The organism is Asaia siamensis (assembly GCF_014635085.1).
Classification (GTDB): Bacteria; Pseudomonadota; Alphaproteobacteria; order Acetobacterales; family Acetobacteraceae; genus Asaia; species Asaia siamensis.
Map to the genome: position 1 here is coordinate 269,344 of NZ_BMCH01000003.1, position 19,708 is coordinate 289,051.

The following is a 19,708-nucleotide window of genomic DNA, read 5'->3' on the forward strand; positions in this document are numbered from 1 at the left end:
GGTTCCAGTGAGGGGCTGCCCGCCTTGCGGCTGGCACACCCTCTCCCGCGTTCCGAATTGGAGCGGCCCCTTAACGCCCCGAAGACGCGGCTGTCAAGTCTTTCATGGGGGGATTCGCTGGCGTCACCCCGCTCAAATCCTGGTCGGCAGGGCTTGTACGGGTATCGACATCGCCCGCCGGACGGGGGTGATGCAGCCCGTCATATTGCAGGATACCAAAGGGATTGATGTCCTTGACCGCAGGCAGGGCGACCTTGTCCCAGCCACCGCCCAGCGCCTTGATCAGACGGACGCTGGCCTGCACCTGAATGGTCTGGGCCTGCACCGCATCAATGCGCGCCACAAGAGCCGCCTGCTGCGCCACGACGACGTCGAGGTAATTGGTCAGACCACCCGTATAGAGCGCCATGGTCATGCGCTGTGTCCGCAATGCGGCATCGACAGCAGCCATCTGCTGCTTCTGCTGGTCAGCAAAGGCCTGCGTCTGGGAGATGCCATCCTCGACATCCTGAAACGCGGCCAGCACGGTCGAGCGGTAATGATCGGCGCTCTCGCGATATTGCGACCAGGCACGCTGCAGGGCGGCACGACGCAGACCACCCGTGAAGAGCGGCTCGACCGCCTGCACGCCATAACTCCACATCGAATTGCCCAGACTGGCGAGGTCGAAGCCGTTATTCATGAAGCCACCGTTCAGGCTGAACGTGACATCCGGATAAAAGGCCGCACGAGCCACACCGATAGCCCGGCTATTGGCCGCCAGATTGCGCTCGGCAGAGGCAATATCAGGGCGACGCTCGAGCAATTGCGACGGAAAGCCCGTCGGAATACGCAGGATTGTATAGGGCAGCGTCTGGCTTGTTGACGGGGCGATATGGAAACTGCCCGGCACGGTATTCACCATGACGGCAATGGCATGTTCCATGACCTGACGCTGTGCGCGCACATTGCTTTGCGACGCCATGGTCGCGAAGAGCTGGTTTTCAGCTCGGGAAACGTCCAGTCCGGCTGCAATCGCACCAGCCTGACGTAGCCGGGTGATCTTCACCGCGGTCTGGTAGTAGCGGATCGAGTCGTCATAGACCGCGTATTGCGCATCGAGCCCGCGCAGGCCGAGATAATTCGAGGCCAGCTCTGCCTCGAGCATCAGGCGAAGATTGGCGTAATCGGCCGCACTCGCCTGAGCCATGTTCTTCTGCATGCGCGTGGCGTTGCGGATGCGGCTGAAGAAATCAGGCTCCCACGTCGCAGCGCCGCTATAGAACACGCTGGACTCGGTCGTCGGCGAGTTCGCATTGGCGCCTCGCCACAGCCGGGTAAGCGATGTCTTGTTGTTCGACATCCCGGCTGACCCGTTGAGCTGCGGCGCCAGCTGGGCCTGTGTCTCGCGGGCGATATCGCGTGACTGGGTAAAGATTTCAGCCTGGGCCTGCAGGTCGGGGTTCGAGGCCAGCATCTTTTCTTCAAGAGCATTGAGCTGGGGATCATGGAAGACCTCCCACCATTTGCCCTTGGGAACGTCATCGGCAGGCTTGCCGTCTACCAGCACGCCCTTGCCGCTCCACCCATTGGGATAGATGAATTTGGGGGCTTCATATTTCGGCGCCAGATCGCAGCCGGACAGGAGAGACAGGCAAAGAACCGCGCTTGCCACACCGCCGCGCAATGCGCGGCGCTTGAAACTCTCTCTCATCGACGCGCCCCGTTCTCGTTGCCACCATCATCGTCTTCAGGAGCGACGGGTTTCGGTGCGGGCGCAACATTCTTGCGAGGCGCTGCCGTCGCATCGTTATAGCCGCGGGTTGCGGCAACCACCTTGACCTCATCGCCTTCAAGCATATCGGCGGTCGGGTTGGCCACGATCTGGTCCTTTGCCTCGATGCCCCCAAGAATCTGGATGGTCATGCCGTAATTGATGCCGGTCTTCACGTCGATCAGATGAACATGATTGTCGACAACAGTGGCAAGCTGGGTGCCCTGGGCTCGGAAAATCAGCGAGTTGACCGGCACGATCAGCACGCCCGGCTCACCCGGCGCGGTGAAATGCGCTGTTGCGTAGGAATCAGGCCAGAGTGACCCGTCCTCATTGCTGAGTTCCAGCTCGGTCGTGACCGTGCGCGTTGCCGCGTTGAAGGCCTGAGCCGTGGCGAGGAAGCTCGCATCATAAACCCGCCCCGGGAATTGCGGCAGGGTCAGTTTGGCAGCGAGCTTGTCGGAAATGACCGCCGCATAATCCTGCGGCACGGAAACGAAGACGCGCATGCGATGCGTGTCGGCAACCGTAAAGAGCTCTGATGCATTGCCACGAGAGTTGAGATCACCCCCACCCGCATTCACGTAGTCGCCCACGTTCACCAGACGCGACGTCACGATGCCATCGAACGGCGCCACGATGCGCTTGAAGTTCTCCAGCGCCTCGAAACGCTCGACCTCGTGCTGTGCCTGATCGACCTGCGCCTTCTGGGCGGCGGCGTTAGCCGCCTGCACATCGACTTCCTGACGCGACACGGCCTGGGTGTCTCGCAGATCGGCCCAGCGCTTGGCCGTAATCACGGCCAGTTTGTAGCGGGCCAGCACGACATTGTAGTTGGCTTTTGCTGCCTCATACTGCGCATCAAGGCTCGGCGTGCTGATTTCGGCCAGGAGATCGCCCGATTTCACATGGGCGCCGTAATCCTTGTACCACATTTTCACATAGCCGGAGACCTGCGCGTAGATCGGCGCCTGATACCAAGCGGCCAGATTGGCCGGCAGATCCAGATGGCGCACGGCAGGGCCAGGTTGCGGGTTGATCAGGCTGACACGGGCGCGGGCATTGTCGTCCGCCTCTTTCTCGAGACTGCTGTAATGCACCGAACGGGTGAGTATCCCCCAGGCAGCCACAAGCAGGGCAATACCCAGCACGATGAGGATGACAAGGCGGCCCCGCTTGCGGTTCGGCTCGGCACCGGGATTCTGGTGCTGGGTCATGCGTGGGCTCCCTCATCTCCGCGTTCGCGCGGCTTTCTGTAATGGACGATGGCAAAGACACAGGGGACGAACAGAAGCGTCGCTGCGGTCGCTACAATGAGGCCGCCGATAACGGCCTTGCCGATCGGGGCGTTGTCGGAATTGCTCATGGACATGGGCACCATGCCGATGATCATGGCGAGTGCTGTCATCAGCACGGGGCGGATACGTTCATACCCGGCCTCGAGTGCGGCCTTCAGCGCGTCGCCGTGAACCTCCATACGTTCACGCGCAAAGGAGACCACCAGAATGGCGTTGGCTGTGGCGGTACCCATGCACATGATGGCACCCGTCAGGGCAGGCACCGAAAGTGAGGTATGGGTCAGGAACAGGCTCCAGGCGATACCGCCCAGGGCTCCGGGCAGCGCCGTAATGATCACGAACGGATCGAGCCAGGACTGAAAATTCACCACGATAATCAGATAGACCAGCGTGATGGACATCGCGAGGCCAACGATCAGCTGCGAATAGGCATCTGTCATCGTGACAGCCTGACCACGCACGACCAGATGCGAGCCGCGCGGCAGTTCGGACTTCATGGAATCCGCCACGCGCTGCACCGAGCGTGCCACCGTGCCGAGATCGATATCCTCGTTTGAGGCGTAGATATCGAAGACCGGCATGATGTTGTAATGCGCGACTTCCGCCGGTGTGCCCGTCTGCTCGATATCGGACAGCGCGCCCAGAAGCTGGGGCTGGGCATTGGTCGGGTTGCCGTCGCCACGGTCGATCGGGAGGGTCTTCAAATCGTTGAGCGTCTGCAGGTAGTTCGCAGGCGTCTGCACGTCGATGAGCTGCGCCACACCCGAGGCGTTCAGATAATATACCTGCCCCACCTGAGCTGAACCCGACAGGGCGACGAGTGCGTTCTGCGCGATATCCTGCTCGGTGATGCCTGTGCCGAGCGCGAAGCTGCGCTTGGCGTTGATGCTGAGCGTCGGCTGCGTCATAGGCTGCTGGATCGCCACATCGGTAATGCCCGGTATGGCGGCAAGCTTGCGACGCAGCTTCTTGGCGAAAGCAAAATTGCCGTAGAGATCGCGCCCGACAACCTGCACATCGAGCGGTGCAGGCAGGCCGAAATTCAGGATCTTTGCCGTCAGATCGGCAGGCTGAAAGGTGATCTGCGTGCCGGGGAAGGCTTCGATCAGACCCGCGCGTATCTTGCGGCGATATTCGGCTGTCGGGCTCTCGTCATTCTTGAGCGAGACAGTGATATCGCAATCTTCCGTACCGACGGTTGGTGTCGGGATGAACGCCTGATTGAGCTGCGAGAAGGGCAGACCGCAGTTATTCAGCACTGCATCGATCTGGCCCGGCAGAATTTCGTGCATCTTCTTTTCGATCAGCACGGAAATCTTGCCCGACTCCTCAAGGCGCGTACCGATAGGTGCGCGCATATGGAGCTGCAGCGTGCCGGATTTGATCTCCGGGAAGAAATCCTGCCCGACGAAGAAATACAGCCCGCTGGAGGCGATCGAGACAGCCATAAAGAAGGGCACGAATTTTGCGCGCTCTTCTATCAGGCCACCGAGCACCACCTTGTAGCGCTCGCGGAAACGGGTGAAGCCGTGCTCGAAGCCGCGCTGGAAGCGGCCGAAAAATCCGGGCTCTTTGCCATCGTCGCCGCGCTCATGGGCAGCAACCTGCGCCGCGAGCATCCAGTTTGCCATGGTGGGCACCAGCGTACGCGACAGGATGAAGGAGGCGATCATGGCGAAGATGATGGCTTCGGCCATAGGCATGAACAGCCAGCCTGCAACGCCGGTCAGCTCGAAGAGCGGCAGCCAGACGATACAGATACAGGTGGTCGAGACGAAGGTCGGTATGACGATCTGGTTGGCAGCATCGATGATGGCCATTTCCAGATCCTTGCCCATCTCCAGATGGGCATCGATATTCTCGATCATGACGGTCGCGTCATCGACGAGAATACCGACCGCCAGCGCAAGCCCGCCCAGCGTCATGACATTGATCGACTGCCCGGCAAGACTCAGCCCGATGACCGAGCAGAGAATGGCGAGCGGGATCGAGGTCGCAACAATCAGCGTCGAACGCCACGACCCGAGGAAGAGCAGGACAGCCAGAGAGGTCAGAAGTGCCGCGATGATCATTTCGCGCACAACGTCTTCAACCGAATCCTTCACGAAGCCGGAGGCATCGGTCAGGATCTTGATGCTTGTGCCCTTTGGCAGGGTGTCGATGACCTGGGGCAGCAGTTTCTTGACGCCCGCCACCACGTCGAGCGTCGATGCATCGCCGCTTTTCATGATGACCATCATGACCGCCTGACGGCCCTTCACCAGCACCATATTGGCCTGTGGCGGTCCGCCGCGATGCACATAGGCCACGTCGCGCAGATAGACCACCGCATTACCCACCTGCTTGAGCGGCAGGTTGTTGAAGGTTTCCACCTCTCGGGGCTGGGCGTTGGTACGGACCATGTAATCGAATGGCCCGACACGCTGGTCGCCGGCAGGAAGAACGATATTCTGCTTGTTGAGCGCCGCGCTGACATCCACCGCCGAGAGATTATGCGCCATCAGCTTGGCAGGATCGATATCGACCGTGATGTAGGGCGCAAGACCGCCATAAGGGTTCGGGATCGAAACGCCCGGCACTGAGATAAGCTGCGGCCTGATCAGGTTCGAGGCCATGTTGTACAGCTCTGAACCGTTCAGCTTGTCCGAATTGATCTGCAGCGTGAGCACAGGCACGGACGAGGCATTATAGGCCAGGATAAGTGGCGGCGTGGCCCCTGTCGGAAGCTGCTTGATGACGGTCTGGGAAACGGAAGTGATCTGCGTCTGGGCGACCGACGTATCGGTACCTGGCTGGAAATAGACCTTGACGATACCGCGACCGTAATACGACCCGCTTTCGATATGCTCGATATTGTTGACGGTCGTGGTCAGGGTGCGTTCGTAATAATAGACGACGCGCCCCGACATATCCTCAGGCATGAGCCCGAGATAGGACCAGACAATCGCGACAACCGGGATGTTGATGTTCGGGAAGACGTCTGTCGGTGTCTTGATGACCGACCTTACGCCGAAAATCACGATGAAAATGGACAGGACAACGAAGGTGTAGGGCCGCTTCAGCGCGGTGATGACAACCTGATTCATGCAGCTGTCCCGAGACGCGATGCCCGCCCTGCCCGATGCCTGTGCTCATAGACCGGCATGAGGAATCCCCATCCGTTTCCCGATATCATCAAGGACATTCCTTTTCCTGTTACGTCCAGAAATACAAATACGCCCGGAGGCGACAAGGAAAATTCCTTTTAAGTTCCGATCTGGAACGACCTTTCATCTCTCTGTCACAGCTCCGCCCCTGTCGGCGACAACAGCGCAGAAGCCCGCGTTCATGCGCCTTCGGAGACCGCCGAAAGCTGGAACACCATCTCGAAAGCGCATCCCGGCATTTCGGGTGAACCGTCTCCATCAGCGATGGCAAGATCGACCCCGTGCAGCCTGAGAATGGCCATGACGAGGCTGAGCCCGAGTCCGCTGCCCGGCACGTGGCGGCTTTTGTCCGACCGATAAAAACGCCCCAGAACAGCCTCACGTTCCGCCTCGGGAATACCGATGCCGGTATCGGCAACGCGAAGCCTGATCGCACCCGGGGTCGAGACCGCCGAGACGGTCACGCGACCACCGGCAGGCGTGAATTTCATGGCGTTGTCGAAAAGATTGGCCAGAACCTCGACCAGCAGATCACGATCCCCGAACGTCGTCATGGTTTCGGACGTAGCGGGATCCTGCGCGATGGCATTGGTCAGAACGAGACCGTTCGTCTCGGCGATGGGCTCGTACAGATCGACGATATCGGCCACGAGATCGCCCAGATTGACCTGGGCAAAGCCCGCGCGGCGACGGCCGTTCTCGATTTCGCCAATACGCAGCAGCGCCGTGATGACGGAAAAGCACTGGTCCAGATCGAGCGTTGCCCGCTCGATGACCGAATTCAGATAATCGGCGTCATGAGGGCTCGACGTCGCCCGCTCCAGCCGCGCCCGCACTCTCGAAAGCGGTGTACGCAGGTCATGGGCGATATCGTTACCCACGTCGCGTATCTCATCCATGAGATGTTCGAGCCGATCGAGCATACGATTGACCGATCCGGCCAGCCGCTCCAACTCGTCACGCTCGCGCGCTGCAGGCAGGCGCTCATGCACATCGCCCTGCATGATACGGTCGATCGCCTCATGCATGGTCTTCACACGCGCCAGCGCCCTGTGGCTCAGCACGACACCCGTCAGAAGGGCGAACATCACCACAGGAAAGACCGAGAGCAGCGCGCCTCGACGGATCATGTAGCGCAATTCGGAAAGCAAATGCAGCGAATGGGCCAGCACCAGAACACGGCCACCCGGCACCCTGACCGCGAGAAACCGCATTTCATAGGGTTCATCATCGGTGGGCGAGAGTGTCAGACGATGTACCTTGCCATCGACGACCAGCCCTTCAGGCCAGCTTTTGAGATCGCCCGCGATATGACGATAGTGACCGTCGAACAGCCCCACCCAGTTGATGACCACACGCAGGTCATTAGTGGCGCGCTCGCGCACCTGATATTCGAGCCGCTCGGGTGTTTCCTGCACCAGCACATCGGCTTCACGATGCAGGATGCCGCTCGATCTCTCGGCCTCGAAATGCGTCATCTGCACGAAAAGCAGGACGAATTGCAGCACCATGCCGCAGATGATCGCGGCAACGAATGCCAGTGTCAGCCGGAACGTCGCCGTCCGGAAAATGCCGAAGCGGGAGTTCTCAGAGAGCGACACGCAGCATGAACCCCGATCCTCTGATGCTGTGGATCAGGGGCGTCTCACCCGGTCCATCGACCTTGCGACGCAGCTTGCCGATATGCACATCCACCAGATTGGTCTGGGGGATGAAGCGGTAATTCCAGACATCTTCGAGCAGCATGGTGCGCGTCAGAACCTGATTGGGTCGGCGCATCAGATATTCGAGCAGACGGAATTCACGCGGCAGCAATTCGATCTCGCGCCCTTCGCGCATGACGGTGCGATCGATCAGATCCATGTCGAGCGGACCAACGCGCAGCGTAGTCGCACGGGTATCATTGGGGCGGCGCAGGAGTGCTTCGATACGCGCGACCAGCTCGTCCATGGCGAAAGGCTTGGTGAGATAATCATCCCCTCCTGCCTTGAGACCCGTCACGCGGTCATCGACGGCAGAGAGTGCTGACAAGACCAGAACCGGAGACTGAACATTCTGGCTGCGCAGTTTCTCGATGACCGAAAGCCCGTCCAGAAGGGGCAACATGCGATCGAGCACCATCAGGTCGTAGGACTCACTGATGGCGGCGTCGAGCCCGGCCTGGCCGGTCGAAACATGGGAAACGGCAAAACCGCGCGCCGAGAGTTCCTCGACCACTTCACGGGCGAGAGTGTCGTCATCCTCGACAAATAACAGGCGGGCCTTGGCAGGCACCTCAGGCGGGGCAAAAGAGAGGCTCTGATCCGATGTCATGCTGTCATCTCTGCCCAAACCCTTGCTGCTTCGATAGTAAATTCGACTTAAAGCTCTTCCAGTGTCTCAAGGTCGTCGCCCGGCGCCTGTCCGTCAAGTCCTCGCAATTTGCGCCCCAGCACACGGGTGCGCCGCCTGGCTTCATCGATCGTATTGCTCATGGCACCCGCGCCACGCGAGAGTTTTTCAAGCACGCCATCCATGCGCAGCATTTCCTGCCGTGTCAGCCCGAGCAGGCGCGCAATCGCATCCGTCCGTTCCTCAAGGGCCAGAGTCACATATCCGAGATGAACAGTGCGCAGCAGCGCAGGCATGAGAGACGGCCCCATGATGATCACCCGGTGCAGACGCCCGATCTCATCGATCAGCCCCGGAATGCGCGCGACTTCCATGTATAGCCCATCAGTGGGCAGATAGAGCACCGCAAACTCGACGGTGATGGGCGGCTGGATGTATTTCTCACTGATCTTGCGCGCTTCCAGACGCACCGCATTATCGAGGGCACGGCGGGCGATACGCTCGGCTGCCTGATCCGTCCGATCCACGGCGTCGAGCAGACGCTCATAGGCTTCAGTCGGAAACTTGCTGTCTATGGCCAGCCTTGGCGGCACGGCACTGCGAACGGGCATGCGCAGGGCGAATTCCACAGCCTCGGTGCTGTCACCGACACGGAAATTGCTGTCATACGACCCGGCAGGCAGAATATCGTCGAGAATGGCGCGCAGCTGCGCCTCACCCCATCCGCCACGCGTCTTGACGTTGCCGAACAGCCTCTTGAGATCGCCGATCTGGGCCGTGACAGCCGAGACCTCGCCGATCGCTTTCTGCATGGCTGAAAACTGCTCGACCACGCGCTGGAACGAGGTCTGCATCTGCTTTTCGACGGTGACGTGAAGCTGCTCGCTGACAGAGGCCCTGATCTGCGCCAGCTGTTCCGCATTTTCGCGCATCATGTCGCGCAGCATTTCCGATTGCGCCAGCCTCGTTTCGGCCAGTTCCTGACCCAGACGGTGGCTCAGGCTAGCAAGACGGTCGCTCGTATCGCTGCGCTGCTGGTCGAGCCTCGCAGCAAGGGCGCGCTCGGTCTCGACCAGCGCCTTGCGCTGGAAGTCGAGATCGGCGCTGCGCTCGGCAGCCTCACGCTCCAGCAGTACATAGATGCGCGAGAGAAGATCGCGATCAGTCCCACGCCGCGAAAGACGCGACCACAGAAAGACGGCGACGGCCAGAGCCAGAACGGCCACAAGCCAGGGGAAGAAACTGAAGAAATCCTGCGACAATTCGGGCTCCGTATTCTGCTCCCTCTATAAGAACAAAATAGGAATAGCGAAAGGCGTTTCGGCTTTGCCAGCCTCCCCCTGCACCTCAGGGCAAGGCTGGCAGGGAACGAACTCAGGGCTGATGGATATTCCCGTAGGAAGCCGCACCGATACCGGGGCAGGAGCACGGATTGCCGAGCGGCACCTGGGTTGGCATCTTGCAGGTATAGATGCCAGCCTTGCAGGTGTAGCCATAACCGACCACCTGCATGCCCGGCGGCGTCGGACCCGGCGCTGCGGTGCCCTGGCAGGCAGCGAGCAGCATCAGCCCGGCCAGACCGCCAAGCATGCGGGCGGAACGACGAAATGATGTCGGTGATGTCATGATAATCCCTTTTCTGCTTCGGGTCCGTCACCCATCAGACTGGATGGGTCCGGACCGCTTTGCTGCGAAGAACGACCGAAAATGAAGGCAGTTTTCAGGCAGTTTTGTCACGATATTGCGCTACCACGGCATCGCAGAAAGCAGGCAGATCATCAGGGCAGCGCGAGCTGACCAGATTGCCATCGATCACGAGCTCACGGTCCAGCCAGTTTGCACCGGCATTGAGCAGATCGGTCTGGAGCGAGGGCCACGAGGTCAGGCTGCGTCCCTTGACACCACCCGCCTCGATCAGCGTCCAAGCACCATGACAGATACTGGCAATCGGCTTTCCCTCAGCCACAAAGCCACGCAGAAAGGCGACGGCCGCCTCGTCCATGCGCAGCTTGTCGGGGTTGGTTGTGCCACCCGGCAGCACGATACCCGCCAGCTCCATATCGGCGGCAACGCCGATGGCCGCATCGACCTTATGCCGCGACACCGGCGTGACATCGCCTTCCATCGCCTGGATCTCGCCCTTAGCGGGAGAGACGAGCAGCGTCCTGATGCCGGCGTTTTCGAGCGCCTGACGCGGCTGGACGAGTTCGCATTCCTCGACACCGTCGGTTGCGAGAATGGCCACGCAAAGAGTCATGAAATCGACCTTCCTGAAACGGGTCCGCATTGCTGCGGCCTCTAGATGAGCGTGGGCTCAAGACGTATCAGGACCGGACAGGTTCGAAAACCCGGAGCATCAGACGCTCAATGTCGCTCTGCAATCGCCCTGCCTGCTGCGACGCCGCTCGACCATGCCCACTGGAAATTATAGCCGCCCAGCCAGCCGGTCACGTCGACGGCCTCGCCAATGGCAAACAGCCCCGGCACATCCCGCGCTTCCATGGTCTTGGAAGACAGCACCCGTGTGTCGATACCGCCCTTCATGACTTCTGCCTTGGCATAGCCTTCGGTGCCCGAAAGCTTCGGCTTCCAGGCCGAAATCTGGGCGGCCAGCGAAGCGATACGCTTGTCCGGCAGATTGGCGAGCGTGCAGGTGAGATCGGACAATGTATTATCGGCGATATGACGCGCCAGACGCTGGGGCAGATCCTGCAAAAGAGAGGGCGGCTCAGCGCGTGGCCGCGCCTTCTTGATGGCGCCCAGCGCTTCCCTTGCATCGCGCCCAGGCAGCATATCGATCACGGGCGCATCGAGCGGCCCGTTCTGATAGGACGAAATCTGCAGAATGGCCGGACCGGAAATGCCGCGATGGGTAAAGACCATGCCATCGGTAAAACCGATCTTGCCCATGCTGGCCCGCACCGGCAGCGAGACACCGGCCAGTTCGGGCAGAGGGGTCTCAAATGTCAGCGGCACGAGGCCCGGCACGGTTGGCACGACAGACAAGCCGAACTGACGCGCAAGGCGCAGAGACAGATCGCTCGCCCCCAGCTTGGGAATGGACAGACCGCCCGTCGCCAGCACCACATTGCGGGCGCTGAATTCGCCCATATCGGTCTGGATATGAAAGACATCGCCCTTGGTAACGCTGCGTATGGCGGTGCTGAAACGCATCTCGCAGCCCTCAGCCTCACGCAGCAGAAGCGACACGATGTCGCGGGCCGAATTGGCGCAGAAAAGCTGCCCCTCGGCTTTTTCTTCCCACGAAATGCCATGACGCTCCACCAGCGTCAGAAAATCACGCGGCGTATAGCCTGCCAGCGCCGAGCGCATGAAGTGGCGATTGGCTGAAAGGAAATTATCCGCCTTTGTCGCCAGATTGGTGAAATTGCAGCGCCCGCCGCCGGAGATCAGGATCTTGCGACCGGCTTCTGCCGAGTGATCGAGCACAAGAACGGACGCCCCGCCCTTGCGCGCGGTGGCAGCCGCCATCAGCCCGGCAGCACCCGCCCCGAGAATGACAGCATCGAAAATCTTGTTCATTCAGAAATCCAGATCGGCGTAATGCGCAGGCGGGTTAAACCCGTTCACACGGTCATTGAGCAGCGAGCGAAAGCTCGGACGCGATTTCATGCGGGCGTACCAGTCCTTGGCCGCAGGCGCCTTGGACCAGTCGATATCACCGATGAAATCGAGACAGGAGAGATGCGCCGCCGCGGCAAAATCGGCGATCGACAGCATGTTGCCCGCCAGCCACGAGCGCGTTTCTGCCAACCAGCCGATATAATCGAGATGGAAGCGCATATTGGCATAACCGGCGCGCAAGGCCGTTCCGTCGGGGTTGCCACGACCTGCCAGACGCTTGTCTACCTTCTCACCCAGAAGATTGCGCGAGACCTCGTGTCCGAACTTGCCCTCGAACCACGCCATCAGACGACGCACCTCGACACGCTCGGCCAAGGTACGCCCCATGAGCGGTGCATCGGGATAGGCCTCTTCGAGATATTCACAGATCACCCAGGCATTCGGAATCGACAGCCCGTTCTCTTCGACGAGGAGGGGCACATCACCCGCGGGGTTGAGCGCGAGATATTCCGGGCGATTTTCCCAGACCTTTTCGGTCTTGGGTTCATAGGGTAACCGTTTCTCGGCAAGAACAAGCCGGACCTGACGGCTTTGCGGCGAGAGCGGCAGATGGTACAGAATGCGCATCCTGCATTCTTAAGCGTCTGCCCCGTGGCGAAGCAAGAGAGCTGCATAGTCAGACCGACCGAATTCCCGTTCATGAGCCCTCAGAGCGTTCCCAGACGATGACAGACCAGACGACAAGCGCCGATCTCGACCCTGCCCCCGCCAGAGCGCCGATGCGCATCAGGGCACGCGGGCGTTCCTTTCTGGCGCTCGTCCTGTCTCCCGAAGCGCCGCTCGATGCGTGGCTCGAGGGGCTCGACAACCAGATCGCCCGCTCTGTCGGTTTTTTCGCCGGCCGCCCCGTCATTCTCGATCTTGGCCTCGTGGCACAGGATGCCGAGGGGCTCGAAGGCCTCCAGACAGCGCTGAAAGAGCGCAGCATCCACATGATCGGTATCGAGGGGGCTGACCGCAGCTGGCCGGCACTCGCGGCATGGGACTGGCCGGCATCGCTCGAAGGTGGACGCGCAAGCGGCGCCGTCGAGTTTCCCGAAGCCGAAGGTGAGGCCCCGGCGCCGGTCGAAGCAGCACCCCAGCGTGCTGAAAGCCTCATCATCGACCGGGCCATACGCTCGGGCCAGAGCATCATGCATCTGGATGGCGATGTCGTGGTCATCGGTTCGGTCGCCTCTGGCGCCGAACTGGTCGCTGGCGGGTCGATCCATATTTATGGCGCGCTGCGCGGGCGCGCCATCGCAGGCGTGGGCGGTCAGCCGAATGCACGTATTTTTGCTGCCCGCATGCAGGCTGAATTGCTGGCGATCGATGGTTTTTACATGATTGCCGAAGAAATGGACGCGGAGATTCATGATCAACCGGCGCAGGCCCTGCTCTCGGAAGATCGTGTTACAGTAACAAAACTCCCCTGAAGGGAACTATTTGCGCGCAAGAGATTGCGGCGCAAACCCTTTCCTCATTAAGATTGCGACGCCGCACCATCGGGATTGCGGTAGTTACCGTTAAAGTTTTGGTGGAGCGCACATGGCCAAGGTGCTGGTAGTCACTTCCGGTAAGGGCGGGGTCGGAAAGACGACCACGACAGCAGCACTGGGTGCCGCTCTAGCCCAGTCGGGACAGAATGTCGTCGTGATCGATTTCGATGTCGGTCTGCGTAATCTCGATCTGGTGATGGGTGCCGAGCGCCGCGTCGTGTTCGACTTCATCAATGTCGTTCAGGGCGATGCCAAGCTGTCGCAGGCGCTTATCCGTGACAAGCGCTGCGAAACGCTCTCGATCCTCCCGGCCTCGCAGACGCGCGACAAGGATGCCCTGACCGCCGAAGGCGTTGCGCAGGTCATCGACGAACTGCGTGAGAAATTCGACTGGATCATCTGTGACAGCCCGGCCGGTATCGAGCGCGGCGCACAGATGGCCATGTACCATGCCGATGTGGCCGTGGTCGTGACCAACCCCGAAGTCAGCTCGGTGCGTGACAGCGATCGCATCATCGGCATGCTCGACAGCACGACGGAAAAGGCCAAGAACGGCGAGAAGGTGGAAAAGCACCTGCTCATGACCCGTTATGACCCGTCGCGCGCCGCCAAGGGCGAAATGCTGAATACGGAAGACGTGCTGGAGATCCTGTCCATCCCGCTGCTCGGCATCGTTCCCGAAAGCGAGGAAGTGCTGCGCGCCTCCAATGTCGGCTCGCCCGTCACGCTTTCGAATCCTGAATCCGCTCCGGCACGCGCCTATTTCGATGCAGCGCGCCGCCTGCAGGGCGAGAAGCTCGAAATACAGATCCCGATTGAGCGCAAGGGGTTGCTCGACTGGCTGTTCAAGAAGAGGGTCGCATGAGCCTGTTCGGTCTTTTCACCAAACGCAACACCAGCGCCGTCGCCCGTGATCGCCTGCAGATCCTGCTGGCCCATGAGCGGTCGGGAAATGGCAACTCCGAACTGATCAGCCAGTTACATCGCGAGATCCTTGAAGTGATCAAGCGCCATGTCGCGGTCGATCAGGACAAGGTGCAGGTCAAGCTCGATGGCGGCCTCGATGGCTGCTCGGTTCTGGAAATCGATATCGAGATGCCGCAGATCGACAAGGAAACACGACGCTCGGCCTGAAATCTCCGGGCCGGGCCAGAAACGGGAGACAAGGTTTGAGCGGTTTTTTAGGTTCCATGATCAATTCCGCCCTCGGTTCCATGGGTGACAAGCTCAGGGAAAAGCTCGGTGGCGGCCTTGGTGAGTATCTCACCAGCGAGCAGGGCCTGCAGATGCTGATCGATCAGGCACGCAAGGCCGGTCTCGAAGACAAGGTGCGGTCATGGATCGGCTCGGGTGAGAACCTGCCGATTTCCGCTGACGAACTGCGTGCGCTTCTGACCGACGAGCAGATCCAGATGCTGGTTTCAAAGACCGGCCTGCCCGCAGGTGCCCTGCTTCCGGCACTGGCCCAGTTCCTGCCGGGTGTGGTCGACCAGCATACCAGCGAGCAGAACGGGACGCCGTCAGCTTCCTGAGAGCGCTAACAGGTTTTTGCGAAGGGCCGGATCGTGATGCGATCCGGCCCTTTCTCGTTTCAGGGCACTTTTTCGACTGACGCTCAGCCCTCAGCGCTCTCTCGCTGGCAAATAACCGATCGCCTTTTCTTCTCCCCAGGCACTGAGGGTCTGTTTCCCGAAAACCGCTCTCCGATTCAAGCTCGTCGTCATGGACCGAAAAGCGGGGAGACTGATCCTGCCTGTATTCACCGGGAGCGTTTTCGCCTGGTCTTCAGTCGCATCAGAAGACGCGCTTTCACGTTCAGCATGGATGACCAGAGATGTCGAAACCGCATCAGGGCCGAGGCGGTGGCAAGCATCATCACCACGTCCAGATAGGTGCTGACCTCAAACGTCGTGAGCCAGACAACGGCATCTGGCAGGGTGCTGGCAGCAATGCGTATCCCGTCGCCTCGACCGTACCACGCGAGAACTGCACCAAGACCGATGACAGCGACCGCAATGAGTATGTGCAGAGGCGTGATTCGGTTAAGCATCCGAGCTGGCATGACGACCATCAGACGGTGCAGAAAACGCCCTGTCGGCGTTTCGTCCGATACGGTCATCAAGGCCAAGACTGTCAGAAATATCACCACAACCGACATTGCCTGCCCTGCGCCCTGCCTTCTTCCTCCCTACACCCTTTCTTTGCGTCTCTGCTCAGTTTTTAGTTCATCAGGGATGCGCAACGTTACGCATCCCACCCGACGACGCCGGAAGCCTCGTGCTCACTATCTATTTCCGGGGCGCCTCTGGCGCGGCGTTGAGCGGCGTGAGCGGCTCGACCGGAAAACGTATCAGCAGATAGGGCGGCCTGCGACGGTTCTGCCCCTCATTGAACGACGGCAGACGATTCCATTGGCCAAGAGTGCAATAGATCCAGTCCTTCGTGGCGCAGATGCCGTCGGGCGACAGGATGCGTGAATCCCTAACCGCCATCGCAAAGGACCCATCCGGGTCCCGGCGCAGGATGCAGTCATGCTCGTAATTGGTCGTATAGAGACGATCATGCCGGTCGAAGCACAATCCGTCTGCCGTGCCTTTTTCACCCTCATCACGCACCAGCGCCCCGAGGGCCTGATCACCGAGAGCCTTGTCTGCAAGCGCCTTGGTGGGCAGGCTGTAAAGACGGCGGCTGGTGAGCGGCGAATAGTAAAGCCGCGATTCATCGCTGGGCAGGGCGATGCCGTCTGCCCCGCCTGAAACCATCTGCGGGTGATGGGGAATATAGCGCCTTGGCTCCCCTTCAACGATCGCCATGAAGCCCTCCACTGCCTGGGTGGAAGGGTGATGGGACAGCACCCGCCGCGCTTCACCGGTGGCAATATCGGCCACCACAAGCGCAGGCTCCGTGCCAAAGGAGGAATCCGTCACGAATACCGTCCCCTTCTCGCCCACAGACAAGGCCACGCGCAGGTCATTCATATGGCTGTCAGGCCGCATCGCAGGAGCCTTGAGCACGATGCGATGCACGACCTTGTCCGTCGCCGGGTCGATGCAGATGATCTTCGCGGCCCCTTCGGGGATATCGTGCTTGGCCAGCTTGCCGTCATCAATGAGCCAGAGCCGGTTCTGACTGTCGAGCGCGAGCCCATGCACTGACATCAGCCTGTCAGCCGGAGCGCGATTGGAGGGGAGGCTTACTTCTGCGGAAGGATAGGGAATGATCTTGCCGTTTTTCACCTCTCCCAGCGTCGCGCCGGGATGGTTGTCAGCATGTCGGGGGAAGCTGACAAAAAGGCGTCCGTCGGGCAGCACCGCCACGCCCGATGGCCCCGGCCCTGTAAATTCGGCCACGATATCGAATACGCCTGACGAGCTGGTGCCGTCATCGGCATTACCGCTTGCCTTCGCCTCCCCCGTCATACCGAGAAGAGGCGCGCAGGAGGCAGCAGAGAGAAAGGACCGGCGTTTCATGGCATGGCACCTTGGCAGAAGCGTGGACGGATCAGGGCTGAACGCCCCATCGTCACGCAGGCTCCCCGATTAAAACGCTTTTCACAGCGCCAGCCCTGTCGCCAATTTGTCACGCTCTGACACAATATGGGCAGAGAACACCGTGAGGGATTGTTATGTTATATCATACACAATAGGAACGAGATCGATCTGTTTCGCTTCCAGCCCGTGGATTGTCATGATGTCTCCCCGATCCCTGTGGTCGTCCAGCCTGCTCCTCTCCTGCTCGGTTCTGGCACTTACCCTGCCCGCCCATGCCCAGACGAGCGACACGACCACTACGCCTGCCTCGACCCTGCTGCCTGAAACGAAGCAGGCCAAAAAGGCTGCGGCCTCGCCGTCACAGGGCACGACCGGACAAGGCGCAGCGCGTTCCACCGATCAGGCGTCGCGCACCTCTTTCGATGGCGACCAGACGGCCCCGGCACCGGTCGAGGCCACTCATGAGGAGCACATCATCGTCAATGCGCGCCTTGATGAGATTCGCTCGGCGCTACAATCCTCGACCGGTGCCACAACCTATCGCTTCACACGTCGCGATATCGAAACCAATCCCGGCGGCGATAACGCTCCTCTGAACACGCTTCTGCTTCAGGCCCCCGGCGTCGCGCAGGACAGTTTCGGCCAGATCCATGTGCGTGGTGACCATAACGAGGTGCAGTTCCGCCTTGATGGCGTGCAGCTACCCGAAGGGCTCAGCGTTTTCGGTCAGGCGCTCATGACGCGTTTTGCCCATTCTGCCTCGCTCACCACAGGGGCCCTGCCCAGCGAATACGGATTTCTGCAGGCTGGCGTAATCGATATCACCACGAAGAATGGCAGCGCCGATCCGGGTGGCGATGCCTCTATCTACGGTGGCGCACGCGATTATTTCTTCCCGTCGCTGCAATATGGCGGTCATGCGGGCAAATGGGATTTCTTCGCGACCGGCGATTTTGTGCATAACCGCGTGGGTGTCGAAAACCCGACCCCGAGCTTCAACGCCATCCATGATCTGAGCAACCAGTACCATGCGTTGGGCCATCTGCGGTACACGGCGGACGAAAACACCCGTATCAGCCTGACCGGTGGCGTTTCGAACGCGCAATATCAACTGCCGAATAATCCGGGCCAGCAGCGCCAGTTCGCCAACCCGAGCTTTCTCGACTCCGCCCTGTCGCAGCAGGTCTATGGCAGCGTCGATAGCGCGAGCCTGAACGAACGCCAGAAGGAAATCACCGATTTCGGGATTCTGTCGCTGCAAAAGGACATGGGTAAGGTCAGCCTGCAAAGCTCGATCATCACCCGCTATTCCTCGCTCGGCTATTCACCGGACCCGCTGGGCGATCTGGTCTATAACGGCATCAGCCAACACGCCGCGCGCTCCGTCTTCTCAACCGGCTCGCAGACCGACGTAACCTGGAAGGCGACGCCCAAGCACACGGTGCGTTTCGGCTATCAGGTCTATGTCGAGCGCAACAGCTCCAAGACGGATTCCATCGTCTATCAGCAGACAGGTGCCGAAGATGACGGCACGCCGATCTATGACGGCAGCACCACCAATGTGCATGACGGCAGCGGGCGCACCGGCTGGATGTATGGGCTCTACGCCCAGGATGAATGGCGCCCGGTACGCGATCTGACCATCAATTACGGCCTGCGCTTCGATGGCGTCGATGAATACACCCATTCCAAGCAGGTGAGTCCGCGCATCAATATCGTCTGGCGTGCCTGGCGCGGCGGCGTGCTTCATGCCGGTTATTCCCGCTATTTCACGCCCCCGCCTTTCGAGCTGGTCGCCAACACCTCGCTCAGCAAATATGTCGGCACGTCCAACGAGCCCCAGACCCTGCAGAACAACACGGTCAAGGCCGAGCGTGACCATTATTTCGACGCAGGTGTCACCCAGTCTCTCCTGCCCGGCTGGCATGCCTCATTCGATGCCTATGTAAAGCTCGCCAAGAACATGATCGATGAGGGCCAGTTTGGGGCACCGATCATTCTCTCAGCCTTCAACTATCGACGCGGTCAGGTGAATGGCTACGAGCTTTCAACCAATTACGAGCACGGGCCGCTCTCTCTTTACGGCAATGCCTCATGGTCGCGCGCCATCGGCAAGGATATCACCACAGCCCAATGGACCATGGACCCCGATGATCTGGCCTATATCCAGCATCGCTGGATCCATCTCGATCATGACCAGCGCTGGACGGCCTCGGCAGGTGGCAGCTACTCCTTCTTCTACCATACAGGCCACCCGACACGGATTTCAGCCTCCATGGTCTATGGCAGCGGGCTGCGCGCGGATGGCACCGTGCCGAATGGCCGCTCCGTGCCGATCTATGCGACGTTCAATCTCTCTCTTGTTCAGTCCTTCAGGGATCTGTTCCGTGTGCCGTTCCTCAAGCGCACCGAACTGCGCCTGGATGTGCTGAACCTCTTCGACAAGACCTATGAAATCCGTGATGGCTCGGGCATCGGTGTCGGCGCCCCGCAATACGGACTGCGCCGCACGATCCTGACGGGTATTTCCCAGCGTTTCTGATACTGCCTCAAGGTTTTGCCCCGA

17 protein-coding genes are annotated in these 19,708 nt (G+C 60.3%); 5 read left to right on the top strand and 12 right to left on the bottom strand.

The features are described 5' to 3' along the window. Positions 1-70: 70 nt before the first annotated feature. The 10 genes from IEV53_RS07060 to fzlA form a co-directional block, all read right to left on the bottom strand. A complete protein-coding gene (locus IEV53_RS07060) occupies positions 71-1,693 on the bottom strand; it encodes an efflux transporter outer membrane subunit (protein ID WP_188426075.1) in 1,623 nt (540 codons plus the stop codon). Continuing rightward, positions 1,690-2,970, bottom strand: coding sequence for an efflux RND transporter periplasmic adaptor subunit (locus IEV53_RS07065; RefSeq protein WP_188426076.1), 1,281 nt, complete (start codon positions 2,968-2,970; stop codon positions 1,690-1,692). Before IEV53_RS07065 ends, IEV53_RS07060 begins: the two co-directional genes overlap by 4 nt. After that, positions 2,967-6,137: an efflux RND transporter permease subunit gene (locus IEV53_RS07070; RefSeq protein WP_188426077.1), complete on the bottom strand. Its 3,171-nt coding sequence runs from the start codon at positions 6,135-6,137 to the stop codon at positions 2,967-2,969. Before IEV53_RS07070 ends, IEV53_RS07065 begins: the two co-directional genes overlap by 4 nt. A 239-nt stretch (positions 6,138-6,376) precedes the next feature. Then, entirely contained in the window at positions 6,377-7,798 is a 1,422-nt protein-coding gene (locus tag IEV53_RS07075) for a sensor histidine kinase (protein WP_229719737.1), read from the bottom strand. Then, on the bottom strand, positions 7,785-8,510 hold the full coding sequence (locus IEV53_RS07080) for a response regulator transcription factor (protein ID WP_188426078.1): 726 nt from the start codon (positions 8,508-8,510) through the stop codon (positions 7,785-7,787). Before IEV53_RS07080 ends, IEV53_RS07075 begins: the two co-directional genes overlap by 14 nt. Before the next feature lie 47 nt (positions 8,511-8,557). After that, entirely contained in the window at positions 8,558-9,790 is a 1,233-nt protein-coding gene (locus tag IEV53_RS07085; protein WP_371869845.1) for a DNA recombination protein RmuC, read from the bottom strand. A gap of 112 nt (positions 9,791-9,902) precedes the next feature. Continuing rightward, positions 9,903-10,154 (bottom strand): hypothetical protein, encoded by a 252-nt coding sequence (locus IEV53_RS07090; RefSeq protein WP_188426079.1) that lies wholly within the window; start codon positions 10,152-10,154, stop codon positions 9,903-9,905. A gap of 94 nt (positions 10,155-10,248) precedes the next feature. Further along, complete coding sequence (locus IEV53_RS07095) at positions 10,249-10,785, bottom strand: type 1 glutamine amidotransferase domain-containing protein (protein ID WP_188426080.1); 537 nt, start codon at positions 10,783-10,785, stop codon at positions 10,249-10,251. Positions 10,786-10,892: 107 nt separating this feature from the next. Then, positions 10,893-12,071 (bottom strand): BaiN/RdsA family NAD(P)/FAD-dependent oxidoreductase, encoded by a 1,179-nt coding sequence (locus IEV53_RS07100; RefSeq protein WP_188426081.1) that lies wholly within the window; start codon positions 12,069-12,071, stop codon positions 10,893-10,895. Further along, positions 12,072-12,740: an FtsZ-binding protein FzlA gene (gene fzlA / locus IEV53_RS07105; RefSeq protein ID WP_188426082.1), complete on the bottom strand. Its 669-nt coding sequence runs from the start codon at positions 12,738-12,740 to the stop codon at positions 12,072-12,074. It abuts the gene before it with no gap. A 98-nt stretch (positions 12,741-12,838) separates the two neighbouring features. On the opposite strand from fzlA, the gene minC reads away from it, so the two are divergent. From minC to IEV53_RS07125, 4 genes are all read left to right on the top strand, one after another. Then, entirely contained in the window at positions 12,839-13,588 is a 750-nt protein-coding gene (gene minC / locus IEV53_RS07110; RefSeq protein ID WP_188426083.1) for a septum site-determining protein MinC, read from the top strand. Positions 13,589-13,700: 112 nt separating this feature from the next. Then, positions 13,701-14,516: a septum site-determining protein MinD gene (gene minD, locus IEV53_RS07115; protein ID WP_188426084.1), complete on the top strand. Its 816-nt coding sequence runs from the start codon at positions 13,701-13,703 to the stop codon at positions 14,514-14,516. After that, positions 14,513-14,785: a cell division topological specificity factor MinE gene (gene minE, locus IEV53_RS07120; protein ID WP_127100476.1), complete on the top strand. Its 273-nt coding sequence runs from the start codon at positions 14,513-14,515 to the stop codon at positions 14,783-14,785. The genes minD and minE overlap by 4 nt, the downstream gene beginning before the upstream one ends. Further along, complete coding sequence (locus IEV53_RS07125; protein WP_371869852.1) at positions 14,782-15,183, top strand: YidB family protein; 402 nt, start codon at positions 14,782-14,784, stop codon at positions 15,181-15,183. Before minE ends, IEV53_RS07125 begins: the two co-directional genes overlap by 4 nt. Before the next feature lie 227 nt (positions 15,184-15,410). Here IEV53_RS07125 and IEV53_RS07130 read toward each other — a convergent pair whose 3' ends face one another. Next, a complete protein-coding gene (locus IEV53_RS07130) occupies positions 15,411-15,770 on the bottom strand; it encodes a hypothetical protein (protein ID WP_188426086.1) in 360 nt (119 codons plus the stop codon). Between the two features lie 169 nt (positions 15,771-15,939). After that, positions 15,940-17,121 carry an SMP-30/gluconolactonase/LRE family protein gene (locus IEV53_RS07135; protein ID WP_188426087.1) on the bottom strand — a complete coding sequence of 394 codons (1,182 nt, stop codon included), beginning with the start codon at positions 17,119-17,121 and terminating at the stop codon, positions 15,940-15,942. 217 nt (positions 17,122-17,338) lie between these two features. Here IEV53_RS07135 and IEV53_RS07140 point away from each other — a divergent pair, with 217 nt between their 5' ends. Next, a complete protein-coding gene (locus IEV53_RS07140; RefSeq protein WP_188426088.1) occupies positions 17,339-19,684 on the top strand; it encodes a TonB-dependent receptor in 2,346 nt (781 codons plus the stop codon). Positions 19,685-19,708: the final 24 nt, after the last annotated feature.

Excerpts from the sequence above, each read along its gene's own strand:
- IEV53_RS07060 (WP_188426075.1), bottom strand. The coding sequence starts at position 1,693 with ATGAGAGAGAGTTTCAAGCGCCGCGCATTGCGCGGCGGTGTGGCAAGC.
- IEV53_RS07065 (WP_188426076.1), bottom strand. The coding sequence starts at position 2,970 with ATGACCCAGCACCAGAATCCCGGTGCCGAGCCGAACCGCAAGCGGGGC.
- IEV53_RS07070 (WP_188426077.1), bottom strand. The coding sequence starts at position 6,137 with ATGAATCAGGTTGTCATCACCGCGCTGAAGCGGCCCTACACCTTCGTT.
- IEV53_RS07080 (WP_188426078.1), bottom strand. The coding sequence starts at position 8,510 with ATGACATCGGATCAGAGCCTCTCTTTTGCCCCGCCTGAGGTGCCTGCC.
- IEV53_RS07090 (WP_188426079.1), bottom strand. The coding sequence starts at position 10,154 with ATGACATCACCGACATCATTTCGTCGTTCCGCCCGCATGCTTGGCGGT.
- IEV53_RS07095 (WP_188426080.1), bottom strand. The coding sequence starts at position 10,785 with ATGACTCTTTGCGTGGCCATTCTCGCAACCGACGGTGTCGAGGAATGC.
- IEV53_RS07100 (WP_188426081.1), bottom strand. The coding sequence starts at position 12,071 with ATGAACAAGATTTTCGATGCTGTCATTCTCGGGGCGGGTGCTGCCGGG.
- fzlA (WP_188426082.1), bottom strand. The coding sequence starts at position 12,740 with ATGCGCATTCTGTACCATCTGCCGCTCTCGCCGCAAAGCCGTCAGGTC.
- minC (WP_188426083.1), top strand. The coding sequence starts at position 12,839 with ATGACAGACCAGACGACAAGCGCCGATCTCGACCCTGCCCCCGCCAGA.
- minD (WP_188426084.1), top strand. The coding sequence starts at position 13,701 with ATGGCCAAGGTGCTGGTAGTCACTTCCGGTAAGGGCGGGGTCGGAAAG.
- minE (WP_127100476.1), top strand. The coding sequence starts at position 14,513 with ATGAGCCTGTTCGGTCTTTTCACCAAACGCAACACCAGCGCCGTCGCC.
- IEV53_RS07130 (WP_188426086.1), bottom strand. The coding sequence starts at position 15,770 with ATGACCGTATCGGACGAAACGCCGACAGGGCGTTTTCTGCACCGTCTG.
- IEV53_RS07135 (WP_188426087.1), bottom strand. The coding sequence starts at position 17,121 with ATGAAACGCCGGTCCTTTCTCTCTGCTGCCTCCTGCGCGCCTCTTCTC.
- IEV53_RS07140 (WP_188426088.1), top strand. The coding sequence starts at position 17,339 with ATGATGTCTCCCCGATCCCTGTGGTCGTCCAGCCTGCTCCTCTCCTGC.